Origin of the sequence: Ureaplasma urealyticum serovar 8 str. ATCC 27618, assembly GCF_000169535.1 — a bacterium.
Taxonomy (GTDB): domain Bacteria; phylum Bacillota_I; class Bacilli_A; order Mycoplasmatales; family Mycoplasmoidaceae; genus Ureaplasma; species Ureaplasma urealyticum.
In genome coordinates, this window is the sequence record NZ_AAYN02000002.1 from 745,204 (window position 1) to 760,475 (window position 15,272).

Below are 15,272 nucleotides of genomic sequence, written 5' to 3' on the forward strand. Positions count from 1 at the left end.
TAATATATTATATAACTTTACATAAAGATAATAAGTCTATAAAATCCATATTTTGCTAAAATATAATGAGTTTTTAAACTTTAATATTGAAATAATTAAGTAAGGAGAAAGTTATGAAAAAATCATTTTTAATCATGACAGATTCATCAACAACCTTAGATCGTGAATGAGCCAAAAATAATGATGTTATGATTTTGCCACTTTCTATTCTACGAAGCGATCATACTTTAATTGTAGATGATGGTATTGAATCAAAACCAGAACGAATTTATCAAGACATTGATAATGGGTATAGTTTCCAAACAAGTTGTACTCCATATGGTGTTTTAATTGAAGCGATTGAACAAAAGTTACAAGAATATGAAAAAATTATTTTCATTGGTATCTCAAGTGGTTTTAGTAGTCAATTTAATAACGCAAAAAATCTAGAAAAAGAATATGAGAATCGATTATTTGCCGTTGATACAGAAGATTTTGGTTATTCACTAGAAGATTTAGTTTACAAAATTAAATCAATGTTAGCAAATAATATTAGTTTTGATAGTGTAATCAAAATGATTGATGAACACCACAATTATACTAGTAGTTTTTTAGCATGTGAAAATATCACTGGCCTTGTACGTTCTGGTCGAATTCCTAAAATCATTGGAACTATGTTAAAACTAAGTAAAGTAACTCCAATTATTAAAGCTGAGTGAAAAAACCATCGTGCGGGAATGGCATTAAATATTCGCTCTGCACCCCACAAAATTCTTGAAGGAATTAGTCATGTTTTTGATGATCAATTAAACGATCAAACAATTGAAAAAGTATGTATTTTACAAGCAGGTTTATCAAACGAACGTATTGAAGAATTAAAAAAAGCTGTAATTGATCATTTTCATATTAATGAAGAAAAAATTGTTGTTCGTTCTGGTCCACCAATCTTTTTAGTATATGTTTGAAAAGGAGCGCTTGGTATTCAAGTAATGGCCAATATTCCTAAAAAACATGTTGAAAAAAAACATTAATAATAAACTTTATATAAATATAAACCACAAGGAGGTGCTAGTTTAACGCTAGCACCTTTTTTAGGATTAGTTAATAATGTTTTTATTTGAGTTAAACTAATTTTATTAAAAACATAATCAATACAAGCACTAATGATCATTCGTACCATATTTTTTAAAAAGCCATTGCCATTAATATAAATTTCTAAACGAGTATTTCTTGTAATTTTAACTCAATTAATTTTTCGTGTTGTTAGTGGTAATTCACTTGTTGAAAATGATTTAAAATCATACTCACCAACAAATAATTCTAAGGCTTCTAATAGTTTTTGATCATTAATTTTTTGATGAATAAAATATTCATAATTGTGTTTGAATAAATCAAATTCATAATCATTAATAATATATTGATATGTTTTTGAAATCGCATCATGTTGTGCATGGAATGTATCATGAACACTTTGAACTTTTAAAATTTGAACATCAGGATCAATTTGTGAACAAAGCGCTTGATAAATAACTTGTGGTTCATAATTTAGTTGATGATGATTAACACTAAAAACTTGTTCATAAGCATGTACGCCCCTATCAGTGCGTCCAGAGCCAATGATTTTAATATCATTAATTTTAAAAATAGTTTTAAAAACAGTTTCTAAATGTTCTTGCACGGTTCTTTTTTGTGGTTGTTTAGCTCATCCATAAAATAAACTTCCATCATAACGAATACTAATTTTATAATTCATGACTATTAATCCTTATCTAATAATAAAAAAATAACTTGCTCAACAAGTTATTTTATCAAATCTATTTAGCAAATAGCGCACTCGCTTCAAAAGCGCCGAATGGAGTAAAATAAAATTTAATCACTGCTAATGATATTAAAAAACCAACGAGAATACACAAAATACCAAATAAAACATAGTCAGTTAAGTTTAGTGGGAAGGCACGATAACGAGTTCTTGCATAACGTGGATTGTAAGAACGTGCTTCCATAGCATTGGCTAAATCTTCAGCTTTTTTAAAAGCAATTGAGAATAATGGCACAACTAATGAGATTAATGATTTTAATTTTTGAAGCATTCCTCCATTATTAAAATCAACTCCCCGCGAAGCTTGGGCATTTAAAATTCGTTTTGATTCATCTAATAAAGAAGGAATAAAACGTAATGCAATTGAAATCATCATTGAAGCTTCAGCAACTGGTAATCGTAGAATTTTAAAAGGGCTTAATAAATCTTCTAAACCGTTTGTTAACTCAATTGATGATGTTGTTGCAGTTAAAATTGATGATAAAGTTATCATTAAAAAAATTTTAATTGAAATATATATAGCTAATTGAATAGCCACTGGGCTTAAAGCAAATGGACTTCTTGTATAAAATAAGGCTGTTTCTGCTTTACCTAATTGATCACCAACGCCAGATAAAATTAATCCTTGATATTTTACGCCTTCAATTTTTCATAAATTAGTTGACATATAATATGATAAATGGCTTAACGGAACTTCAACTTTACCTGATCTTAAAACAGCATCGCCATATATTGGATAATAATTATTTAAACGAACATCTTGATTTAACGCATTAAAAGTACTTGCTAGTTTTTTAACAGTTATATTGTTTTCGCTTAAAAATTTAGCAACATTATAATCTGGTTTGTCAATAAGTTTTTTAATGATTTCGGGACTAATGTAGTTTTTAATTTCCCCACCCCAAATATTTGAAACTAAATTTTGCACATGCGTTGATGAAATATCATTATAAATTAAACTAAATGATAAGTTTTTATTAATTGGACCATTAATTCAATCTTTATCACCTAAAATTACTTTCGCTTGATCTGTAATATTATAAATCGCAATTGGATCTTTATAGGTCATTCAATTAATAAGTAATAAAATGACAAACAACATAATAACCGACTTAAAAACATTTCATAATGTTTTTTTAGGTAATTTAGCAACAAAGAAGATAATTAAAATAAAAACTCCAATAATCATTTGTGCAAAAAAACCAAGTGGTAAAAAGATCATAGCAATTAATAAAATAAAAGAGATAAATTTAATCGCTGGATTTAAACGATGAATTGGCGAACGCCGGAATACATAAGCATTAGCACTCATTTATTTACCTCCCTTTTTAAACTCAACAATAGCATCAGCCAACTCTTCAATTGTGCGTGGTTGCTTTTGTTTTAAAACTTCATATTTAGAATCTTTTTTAATTAATTCATTGATTACTGCAATAACACGAGGAACTTGAATTGAAGTTGAATTAATAATGTGTTCATCAAAAAAGATTTCATAAGGTGTACCTGTTTTAATGATTTCGCCTTCATCCATTACAACCACTTCATCAGCAACTTCAAGTACATGTTCCATAGTATGAGTAATCACAAAAATCGTTTTATTATTTGCTTTAGCATCTAAAATAATTTGCATCATTTCATGCTCACCAGCAGGGTCTAAACCAGCAGTTGGCTCATCAAAAACTAAAATATCATTTTCAATTGCTAAGATTCCAGCAATTGCTACCCGTCGTTTTTGACCACCAGATAGTCCAAATGGTGAACGTTCTAAATAATCATCACCTAAGCCTAACTTATTTAAATAAAACTTAGCACGTTTTTTAGCCTCACTTTTTTTAACACCTAAGTTAATTGGACCAAACATAATATCTTTTTCAATTGTATCTTTAAATAATTGATACTCAGGAAATTGAAAAACAAACCCTACTCGTCTTCGCAATTCTTTAAAACGTTTTAGTTTTTTAGATAAATGATAGTTAGTTTTAATTTCTTTTTTAATAAACTCAAAACGTTGAAGTTCATCATAATCCATCTTATCATTAATTTCTAAAAAAACATTTTTGTCAACACGAACAACAGCAATTTTAGTATTTTCTCTTACATAAGGATTAGTTATTAATTCATGATTATTTTTTGTTTTAATAAATTTTAAACTAACTGGTTTTTGTTTAAAATTCGCTTCAAATAAAATTCGTGCTTGTTGCACATTTACTTCATTAGAATATAAAACTAAAAAAGTTCATTGATCTAATTGGTTTTTTCATAATAAATTAATGATCTTTTTATCATATGAATCAATAACCCCTAATAATTGGTGTTCGAGATCATAATGATCACCAGAGACAATATCACCAACTTGAACAAAACCATAACGTGAAATCATTAATCCGTTAAAGTGAGTAACCAATGTAGATTTACCAGACCCTGAATTACCAATAATGAAATAGATTTTATTTTTTTTAAAATCATATGAAATATTATTTAAAGCAACTAATTCGTTTTCTTGCTTTTCATCATAAATGGCATATAAATTCTTAACACGAACACTAATGTCATCAGATATTGGACGCGGAACCTTAAGCTTTTTTTTGAAAAAAGTATCCATTAATTTTTGCATATTTTTTCAATTAACTCCTCGTTGTTTAAAGTTAAATCGATTTTTAATCCTTTATCTTTTAGTGTTTTTGCCAATCGTAGTGTAAATGGAATGTCTAATTGCATTTTTAGCAAACGTTCTTCATTAGCAAAAACTTCTTGTGGAGTACCAATGTATTGAACTTCGCCATTTGACATAACAATTACTTTGTCAGCTTTAACAACTTCTTCCATATCATGAGTGATAGAAATAATTGTTTTTTTAGCTACATCACGTAATGAAACCATTAAATCTTTTAATTCGTTTTTTCCTTTAGGATCTAACATGCTTGTTGATTCATCAAAAATAATTACTTTAGGATTAATTGCTAAAACAGAAGCAATAGCAACTCGTTGTTTTTGACCGCCTGATAGCTCAAGTGATTCTTTTTTTAATAAGTCTTCAATTCCAGTAGCAATGGCTGCATCATTAATAATATCTCACATCTTGTTAGGTGGAACTTTACGATTCTCTAAACCAAAAGCAATATCATCTTCAGCTGTAATACCCACAAATTGGTTATCAGGATTTTGAAAAACAATACCGATATTGTTTCTTAAATATTTTAAATTCGCAGCACTTATTTCAATTCCAAAAAGTTTAATTGCCCCACTTTTTGGTTTTAATAATCCTGTTAAAACTTTAGAAATTGTTGATTTTCCAGAACCATTATGACCAATAATACAAACATATTCATTATCATTGATTGTAAATGAAACATTTTTTAAAATCATACGCTCTTCTGTGTAAGCAAAATAAACATTTTCAAATTCAACTGCAACACTTGAATCGTTAATGACTTTATCTAATGATGAAATTTGATAATTATGAGTATTCTTATCACTTTGACTCATTTAATAAACTCCTTAGGGAAAGGTATTTATATATTATAGTATGTTTTTAACTAAAACATTTACAAAGCAAATTAAAAATAGACAAATAAAAGATGCTAGCTAGCTAACACCTTTCACATGTCTTATTATAAAATTATGTTAATTAATTGTTATTGATAATAACTTTTATTCCAGGTCCCATTGTAGGTGAAATAGCAATATTTTGAATGTATTGACCTTTCACAGTTGCTGGTTTTTTAGATCTAATTAAGCTTAGTAATGCATTAGCATTTTCTTCAATTTTAGCTGTTTCAAATGAAACACGACCAATACTCATATGAATGTTTCCATAAGTATCTGTACGATATTCAATACGACCTTTTTTAAATTCTTCTACAGCTTTTAAAACATCGTTTGTAACAGTACCAATTTTTGGGTTAGGCATTAAACCACGAGGTCCTAATACTTTACCTAATTTAGCTAATAATGGCATCATTTTTTGGTTAGTAATAATTACATCAATTTGGTTTAACATTTTTTCAATGTTTTGAATGTAATCAGCACCACCAAAGTAATCAGCACCAACAGCAGCAGCTTGTTCTTTAGTGATATCTTCACTTAAAACAAGAACACGTACATTTTTACCATTACCATTTGGTAATGAGATTGATCCACGTAATTGTTGTTCAACTTTAGTTGTGTCTAAATTTAATTTAACAGCAATATTAATTGATCCATCGAATTTAGTAATTGATTTTTCTTGTGCTAGTTTAATTGCATCAAATAAAGGGTAAGCTTTTTGTTTATCAATTCCTTCATAAGCAGCAGATAATTTTTTAGAAATTTTAGCCATGATTAGTTACCTTTCTTTTCTTTATATGCACTTACGCCTTCGATTGCAATACCCATTTGTTTTGCTGAACCAGCAATCATTCTTAAAGCTGCTTCTTCATCATATGCTGTCATATCAACTAATTTATAACGAGCAATTTCTAAAGCTTGTTCTTTTGAAATTGTTGCTACAACTTGTTTTTTAGGATCTTTTGCACCACTTTTGATTTTGGCAGCGTCTTTTAGTAAATATGTCACAGGAGTTGTTTTTACAACATAATCAAATGACTTATCTTTATAAGCTGTAATAATTACTGGAATAACTTTTCCATTTTGATCTTTAGTTTTATCATTAAATGACTTTGTAAACTCAGCCATATTAATCCCAACTGATGCTAATGCTGGACCAGGTTTAGCTTGTCCACCAATTAGATTTAATTTTGCGATTCTTGTAACTTCTTTCTTTTTAGGAGCCACACGCAACACCTCTTTCTACTTATTTTATAAGTTAAAATTTAAGATATTCGCTACGTGGTTTAACAAGTTTAAAACTTTTCCACATGCTAATAAATTGTGTAAGTAAGTTACTACACGTATGAAATTATACTACATGACCCATTTAAAAGCAATCTAAATATGGAATTATCAGCTTTTATTAATAGTTTTGTTTTAATGCGTAAATGTTATAATAATAAAATTATGCTAACTTAATAAGTACGAGTTGCCCATGTGCTTTTAGTTTGGAGTTAATATGAAAAAAATGTTTTTATTAATGAAGAATATGATGCGTTTATTCTTCAAAAATAAAGCCTTAGTAACCCAACTTTCAATTTTAATGATTGTTTCAACGGTTGTAATCGTTGCAACAACAATTACAGTTCAACGTTTGCAAAAATCACAAAGTGACATTAAAAAAATTGGTTTACAGAGTGATTTTTTAGTCGACACAAAAGAACAAGATAACATTAGTTTTAATGAAATTGAAGTAAGTGATAATCTAGTTAAGCATAATGAAAAACTAACTCAGTTAACAATTTTTAATCAAAATATCTTAAAAAATTCTAATAATTATTTACAACTAATTGATCCGACATTCAACAACCACAATCTTTATTGACCTACTAATAAAAATAATCGACAAGTAGAAGTATTAAATTTAGAAGGAAATATCGATTGAAATAAAATTAATCAACTAAAATTACAAACTGTTTTTTGATTTGAAACTCGTCAAGAAAGCAATCAAAATTTTGCTAATAATTATGAAGATTTAGTTTATGAATATCGTAATTTTAAAAACCAGTTAGTTGGTTTTCAAAATTTAAGTGGAGGACGTATTTTATTTCAATCACCTACACTAAAACAAACAAATAATAATTATGATTCAACATTTAAAGTTAATGCAGCAATCGTACAAAAAAACACGCCATTTAAAACCTTTTTTGATTTTAATAAACACGAAGAATTAGGTTTTAAAAATAAATCTTATTTTACAAATCCAGTATTAATTAGAAATATTGATCTTAATTCAAAACAAGTTATTCAAACAATAAATGATCGTTCTAATCAAGCTATTGATTTTAAAAATTATCAAAATACATTTCAAGCTATTGTTGATACATTAGAAGCAAACACCATAAAAAAAGATTTTTATAGCGTAAATTTACATGTTGATTTTAGTACATTATCAACAAAATATTTATTATTTGCTAATTATTTAAATAGTGAAGGAATTGATAAAAATCGTTATGCAGACGAATTAAAAATTGATAACTATAAACAAAAATATTTAGATTTATTCCAAAATCAAGTTTTAATTCCAAAAGAATTAATTAATGATCCAAAAAAGTTTGATGAAGTTCAAAAAATCATTACCAAAGCAAAAGTATTGTTACTAACAAAAATTCGAGAAGAAACAAATATCTTTTATGAGAATTCACAAAAATTAGCTGAAGAAAACAGAGATCAAATTAAAGATTATGAAGCGCAATTAAAACAAATAAATATTGCTTTACAAAATTCTAATTATTCTAATTTTGAACTTATTCAATTAAAAAACCAACAAAAAGTATTGGCTGCTAATCTTGATCAAGCTAAATTTAAACGTTTTTTATACAATGATTTAATCGCTCAAGATTTTCATTCTGTTTTAAATAATTATGATGTTTTCTATCGTAAACATGAATCTGCTATTCATAACGATGTTAAAAGTGATTCAAATTTTATTGTTACTAATGTAAGCAACCCTACATACGCACAAAATGGGGTTATCGCTCCAAAAAATGAGTGAATCGATAACATGGTGCAAATTGATGAGAAAAATAAAAAAAGCCAAAATCCAAACAAAAAATTTAAACGTATTTTTATAGATAATCATAATTCAAATAAAATTAATGATTTCTACAATCTTTACTCTAACTATATTAAAGCGATTCGTACATTAGAAAAAAGCTATGAAAAGGATCCAAATACTGATAAAGATTTATTAGTTGAACAACGTGATTATAGTCCATGAGTTAATACATCATTCATCAATATTTATCAATTGCCCCAATTTTTTAATGTTTTATTTAATGAATCAGAATGGTTATTATCAATACAATATTTAAGAGAAATGAATGAGTATAAAAAATACTTATATCAAATCTTCGAACCGTATAAAGATAAAAACTGAATTTTTAATTTAAATCATCAAAATTGAAAAGATGATCAACAAGTTATTGCCATTTATAAAAATGCAAACAACCCTAAAGATCAAAAACAATACTATTTTAATGGATATATAAAAAACCATCAGGCTTACATTGATGTTAAGTATGATAAAAATTTACCAACACGTTTACAATTAGTTAATATTGTTAAAAAAGATGAAGAAAATCAAAAAAATACCTTAATTAATGTTTTAGAACGTGATTTAAATGATTATACAAACATCATTAATTTCAAAAAAGGTATTAAAGATATTAATACAAACCAGCAAGCAATTTATGATCAATGAGCTTTAGATAATCCACAAGATTATGCACAATTTAAGATTTGAATGTCAAAAATTATTAAACGTTATAATTTTTTACAACTTCAACAATCACCTTATGGTTATACAATTCAAGCGCAAAATGTTTTGACAAACGTTTTATTATTACCATTTACAATCAATATTATTAATCGAAGTTCAGATTTAGCATATGTAAGTACATCATATATTAAAGCTAATCAAAAAACAGCAAAAAATACAAATAGTTATAAAGAAGTTGGTAACTATGAAGACTTTTTAGAAGCTTTAAAATTACCATATCGTGTTATTAATGATGAGCCAAACTATCGAGAAATTACTTTAGCAGATGGTTCTAAAAAAAGAATTGCAAAAGATTATTATAGTTGAATCAACTATGTTGTAAGTCCTGCTAATAAAGTTGAAATTAATGGTCAATTCTTCTTTATTATTGGAGCTGTTGATAGTCCAGAATTTTTATTCCCAGCTATTAATGATTCAGATATTTTAATTAATAAACAAAAGTCAACTGTTTTATATGTTAATGATTCAGGATTTGCTAAACTTAAAACTATTGCTGCTAGTGTACCAATTCTAGAGTACTACACTCTAAAAGTTAATACTAATAATTTTAATTTATTACAAAAAAACAATGTTTATAATCAAATAAAATCAGAGTTATTAAGTGCTAAAAAAGGTAATATATACAAAAAAACAGATAAAGATAATCCTTATCGAATTTATGTTAAACGAACACTTTTCTTAACACAATTACGAAATTTAGTAATTGCTATTGCAGTGGGATTAATTGTTTTAATTTTATTATTGGGAATTTATTTTGTTGCTTCAAGTATTAAAAATATGATCAACAAAAATAAAGTGATGTTTGGTGCTATGCAAGCCCAAGGTGTAACAAGATGACAAGCATGATTATCATTCGCTCCTTTTTATACTATTCCTTCATTAATTGTTCTAATTATTGGCTATAGCGTTGCATATGCTATTCAACCTTTAATTATGCGTTTATTTAGTTCTTATTGACTAATTCCTATTCCAGAACAGTTTGTTAGTGTTGGATGAATCTTTGCTATTCCAATTACATTAGCACTAATTTTAGGTTTTATTTGTTGAACATTAATCTTTTATATTTTAAAACAACCAACAGCTGAAACAATGAAGGGTGATGCTGGTTTTAAAATTAATAAATTTATTATTGGCACAAAAGCCATCTTTTTAAAATTTGGTGCGATTCGTGTTTTAAAAGCTACATATGTTGTTGCTAATTTAGCACGGATGTTAATTTTATTAGTAATTGCTTCATCGTTCTCGATTATTGCTTCAATTATTGCTACAACAAAAAATAACTTTAGTCAATCAGCAAGCATTACTAATGCTAAACGTGAATATGAATACGCTGTTGATTTATACTCACCAACAGAACAAGGCGGATTTTATTACATTTCAAAATTTGAAGAAATGGGAGTTCCAAATGAATATTCCCCTTTAAAACAAATTGTTCAAAACGTTAAAATTGAAGTTAAAATCAAAAATTTAATTAATAAAAAAGTTAATGTTGTTTATATTAATAATCAAACAAAACAAAAAGTTATTATTGAAGCAATTATTAATGAAAAAGGATTAATCAACTTTAAAACCGATCAATTAATTAATGGTAGTTTTATGTTTGAAGGAATTTATGAACAAGAAACAAATAGATTATTAATTGGTTCGCAAAATTTAAGTCCTTATTTAATTAATATAAATAATCAAAAAATTGGTCATTTTAGTTGATCAGATCACAAACAATATATTCATTTACTAAAATCACATTTTAGTGATAATGATGTGATTTTAGATTATGTTGATTCTAATAATCAACACACTTATTTAAAACCAAAAATTCAAGATCAAACTTTAGTATTTGATCTTTCATTACTAAATCAAAAACAAAAATATCGTTTAGTTAATGTAATAAACACTAAAGGAAATCCATTAGTTGATTTATCAAAAATAAATGATGTTTTAAAAACATTAGATTATTCTAAAAATGGTCGTTATTTATATGGATATTATGGGCGTCTACCATATTTATATTTCAATAATTTACCACAAGAGTTAATTAATCAAAAAGTTTATTTAACTTATACAATTAATCAAACTAATGAAATTCGCATTTGTGGTGTTGTTAACGAACAAAAAGAAGTTGTTTTTGATTTAACAAAACTAAAAATTAATCCTCAACAAAGTTATCAATTGCGTGATATGCGTATTGAAAAAACTAACTTATTAGTTTATGATAGTAAACAACATGAATTTAATGATAATTTAATTTATTTTGATAATAATTATTATGGATTAAATAATCATGATAAAAACCAAATTAGCATTGATTATTTAAGTGTAAATCGTAATTTATATTTAACACTAAAAGCAATGCGCAATGAATTTAATAATAAAAATAAAGTACCTTTTATAACAACTAAAGCAATTGCTCAATTAGTTGAACCAAATGTTGGTATCTTAGATTACAATCAACTTGAAAAAGGTTATATTTATCAAATTAGTAGCGCAACATTAGAGGGTAGCGATACAAATCTATATTTAGATAATGTAAATGCTATTGATAAAACTAAAGATAGTGGTTTACCATATTCATCACTAAAATATAATAATGCAATGCGTGAAATTAAAGATCTAGGAACAGATCATCCAGTTTATGGCAAAATGTTATCAAATGTTTATTATCCATCAATTAGTACTCAACCAGAAATTCTACAAAACATTCGTTTCTTTGATAGTAAAGTTATTTCAAAAAGCTCATTAGATGGGAATATTAGTGTTAAAGCAACTGACGTTAATATTGAATTTAACCCTTGAGTTTTTGCTAAAACTTTCTTACCAATTACAGCTATTGCACGTTCTGAGTTAAATGAAAAACATTTATTAGATGAAGCATTTAAAAACTTTGGATATGAAATTATTGATGGTAAAAAAGTTAATAAATTATATGATGTACCTAATTTTGAAGATGATGGTATTGTTCGTCAAGTTTCATTATGAACTAAAACTGGTTTACCACCAAAAAGCGAAAATGATGAAGATGCTTTCTTTGTTAAAATTAATGGTCAATGAAAAATTAATGAAAAACCAGGTGTACTAACAGAACAAGGCGCTGCTGAATTCTTACCTGAATTCTTACGATTAATCACACAAATGTACACATTTAAATCAACACGTTATCTACAATATAAAGCAGGTTTAAAATTTGTTAATATTGAAGATGAAAAAACGCAACAACCATATACTTATTTATTAGGTCAAATGCAAACAAAAACCAAGAAGTTTGGAAATGAAATTAAAATCTTAGGAATTAATTACGAAAAAAACAAATTCATTGATGATAAACCAAGTCCTACTACTCAACTAAGTTTAATAAATGACCAAGGTGTAAATTTAATTGATTTAATTAAAGATGATAATGTTAACAATGAAGTTCATAATATTATCATTAATAAAGTTGTTGCTCAAAAATATCATTTAAACATTAATGATGTTTTTGAATACGAAATTAACAATCATATCAAACGTTTATCAAATAAATTTAATAACACACCTCAAGTTTACAAAACAAAATTTAAAGTTGTTGGTATTAATGATAGTTTAATGGATGAGCAATTAATTATTAATCAAAAAATTGCTAATAAATTAATTGGATTTGATGATTATCGTGAACGAATGCAAGTTGAAAATGGTCATCCAATAATTGAAGCGCGTGAATTTAATGGCTTTTTTACAAAAGAAAAAAGCCCAATCTTTTTCAATAATATGGCTTCATTCTATTCACCAAGTGGTCTATCACCTGCCATTGATTCATGACCACAAAACTTATTAGAAAACATTGGTGGTAATGTTCAAAATATTAATATTTATTGAATCTTCTACTATAGTTGAGATTTAGCTAATTCAATTTTAAATGCTAGTTTTGATAAAAATAAAATTAGTTGAGATTCTTTCTCTGAAGTTAATTTAGATAAACTATTAAAAAAGATGAATAAAATTTTTGGTAAAGAAGCTAACTTGCCATCATTTAAAGCAGTTGATGCTAATATTGAAAATGAAATCTTTGCTTCAGTAATTGATAAAACATCGTTTACATTGTTGTTAAATATTATTATTGCGATTATTCCATCGCTTGTGATTATTATTATTTTAGTAGCTTCAACATTAGCTAATGAATCACGACGTTTAATTGCGATTATGAAAGTCTTAGGAATGCGTGATTTTAAAAATGTTAATAATTTCATGTTTATATATCCAATTGTATGGTTATTAAACATCTTAATCGCTACACCACTTTCATTTGGAATTATTCATATTTATAAATTAGCAATCTTTGCGGCTTTCAACATTGTTTTAGTAGCTTCTATTCCTTGATGAATCTTTGTTGTTAGTTTTGGTTTTGTTGGTCTTGTGTTATTATTTGCTTGATTACAAATGTTATATAAAACTAAAAAGCTAAACTTACCAAAAGCTTTAAACCAATTTACAGATTAAAAAAAGATGGTCAATACGATCATCTTTTTTGTTGCTGATATAAAGCTCTAAAATATAAGTTTAAGATTATAAGAAAACAATAAAAAAGCTCATGGAAAATATAATTTGCGAAAACCACGAGCTTTTTTAATTCTATACATAATATCAACTAAAAAGTATTTGCAAACTTCTTAGTATAAAAATAATTATACAATGTTTTTTTATTTTTGTAATATTTTTTTTAAAATGTTGAAAGAAATTGTTGGATTAGCTTGTGCTTTAGTTAATTTCATCATTTCACCCATAAAGAATTTTTCAACTCGATCGGGTCGTTCTTCATATTGTAATAACATTTCTTGGTTATTAGCTAGGATTTGATTTCAAAGGTTAGTAATTTCATTTTCATCAGTAATTTGTTCAAATCCTAATTCTTTAATTAGTGTTTGTGGGTCTTTATTTGTTAAATAAATTTTTTCTAAAATTGTTTTTGTTTGTTTCCCATTTATTAAAGTTTGATCAAATAATACAATCATGGCGCCAATTTTTTGTAATAATTCCATTGAAATATCTTCAATGATTTGAGCGTTCTTATTAATTAAACCAATGAATTCTAAACATAGTCATTTATAAACACTTGAAGGATTGTTAACAATCTTATTGACATATTTAAACGCTTTAAATAAAGGGCCATCACCCAATAGTTGTTCAATAGCTGAGCTAACTAAGCCTTTTTGTAATAATTCTTGACGTAAATCATTAATACTATAAGGTTTAGTAGATAATAATTGACTAACATATTCATCACTTAAATAAATTGGCGCAATATTTAGTTCTCGAATATAACGATAATTAATGGCATCGTTTTTTGAACGCATAAAAACAGTTGTATTAGTACTATCATCAAAACGACGTGTTTGTTGTTCAACACTTTGGTTTAATAAAATTAAATTTAATTGACGATTATACTCGTAATTAATCGCTTTAGCAACATTAGAAATAGAGTTAATATTCTTAATTTCAACTTTTGTACCAAATGATTTTGCACCCCGTGGTCTAATTGAAATATTTACATCAACACGTAATGAACCATCTTCCATTTTTGCATCTGATATATCATTAAATAATAAAATCTTACGTAATTCTTCTAAAAACAAAACAGTCTCTTGTGCACTTCTTAAATCAGCTTCGCTTACAATTTCAATTAGTGGTCAACCAGCACGATTATAATCTAAATAAACTTGATTATTAACACTAGTTTGTTTAGCGGTATCTTCTTCTAAATGAATTTGTTTAATACGTATTTTTTTTGGATTATTATTTTCATCAGTGATTTGAATATAACCATTTTGACCAATAGGAAAATAATTTTGCGTAATTTGATAACCCTTAGGTAAGTCTAAATAGTAATAATGTTTACGATCAAAAGCAATAAATTGATGATTTGTATGCATGTGTAAAGCGTTTGCTAAAAAAAGGCCTTTATGTACAACTTCTTGATTAACACTTGGTAATGTTCCGGGTAATGCTAAATCAATTTCATTAATCAAAGTATTAGCCATACTTTTATGAGATGTAGGAGTATTAGAAAACATTTTTGTTTTAGTATTAAGTGCTGTATGGACTTCAATACCAATAATAACTTCAAAATTTTGCATT

At 26.5% G+C, this 15,272-nt stretch carries 9 protein-coding genes; 2 read left to right on the top strand and 7 right to left on the bottom strand.

The features are described from left to right. Positions 1-113 precede the first annotated feature (113 nt). A complete protein-coding gene (locus UUR8_RS03095; RefSeq protein ID WP_004025770.1) occupies positions 114-1,010 on the top strand; it encodes a DegV family protein in 897 nt (298 codons plus the stop codon). Here the strand turns inward: UUR8_RS03095 and truA are convergent. The 6 genes from truA to rplK all read right to left on the bottom strand — a co-directional run bounded on the left by truA (position 1,007) and on the right by rplK (position 6,580). Beyond that, positions 1,007-1,732 carry a tRNA pseudouridine(38-40) synthase TruA gene (gene truA, locus UUR8_RS03100; RefSeq protein WP_004025904.1) on the bottom strand — a complete coding sequence of 242 codons (726 nt, stop codon included), beginning with the start codon at positions 1,730-1,732 and terminating at the stop codon, positions 1,007-1,009. The two genes, UUR8_RS03095 and truA, sit on opposite strands and share 4 nt — an antisense overlap. 61 nt (positions 1,733-1,793) lie before the next feature. Continuing rightward, the gene (locus UUR8_RS03105) at positions 1,794-3,110 is read right to left on the bottom strand and encodes an energy-coupling factor transporter transmembrane component T (protein ID WP_004026080.1); all 1,317 of its coding nucleotides are present in this window, start codon (positions 3,108-3,110) and stop codon (positions 1,794-1,796) included. Then, positions 3,111-4,412 carry an ATP-binding cassette domain-containing protein gene (locus UUR8_RS03110; RefSeq protein WP_004026176.1) on the bottom strand — a complete coding sequence of 434 codons (1,302 nt, stop codon included), beginning with the start codon at positions 4,410-4,412 and terminating at the stop codon, positions 3,111-3,113. Next, complete coding sequence (locus UUR8_RS03115; RefSeq protein ID WP_004026062.1) at positions 4,400-5,284, bottom strand: energy-coupling factor transporter ATPase; 885 nt, start codon at positions 5,282-5,284, stop codon at positions 4,400-4,402. The genes UUR8_RS03110 and UUR8_RS03115 overlap by 13 nt, the downstream gene beginning before the upstream one ends. Positions 5,285-5,426: 142 nt before the next feature. Further along, positions 5,427-6,116 carry a 50S ribosomal protein L1 gene (gene rplA / locus UUR8_RS03120; protein WP_004025539.1) on the bottom strand — a complete coding sequence of 230 codons (690 nt, stop codon included), beginning with the start codon at positions 6,114-6,116 and terminating at the stop codon, positions 5,427-5,429. Between the two features lie 2 nt (positions 6,117-6,118). Beyond that, positions 6,119-6,580, bottom strand: coding sequence for a 50S ribosomal protein L11 (gene rplK / locus UUR8_RS03125; protein WP_172601408.1), 462 nt, complete (start codon positions 6,578-6,580; stop codon positions 6,119-6,121). Between the two features lie 265 nt (positions 6,581-6,845). Here rplK and UUR8_RS03130 point away from each other — a divergent pair, with 265 nt between their 5' ends. Continuing rightward, positions 6,846-13,637 carry an ABC transporter permease gene (locus tag UUR8_RS03130; protein ID WP_004025954.1) on the top strand — a complete coding sequence of 2,264 codons (6,792 nt, stop codon included), beginning with the start codon at positions 6,846-6,848 and terminating at the stop codon, positions 13,635-13,637. Between the two features lie 200 nt (positions 13,638-13,837). On the opposite strand, the gene gatB is transcribed toward UUR8_RS03130, so the two are convergent. Then, complete coding sequence (gene gatB, locus UUR8_RS03135; RefSeq protein ID WP_004025819.1) at positions 13,838-15,271, bottom strand: Asp-tRNA(Asn)/Glu-tRNA(Gln) amidotransferase subunit GatB; 1,434 nt, start codon at positions 15,269-15,271, stop codon at positions 13,838-13,840. Position 15,272 lies beyond the last annotated feature (1 nt).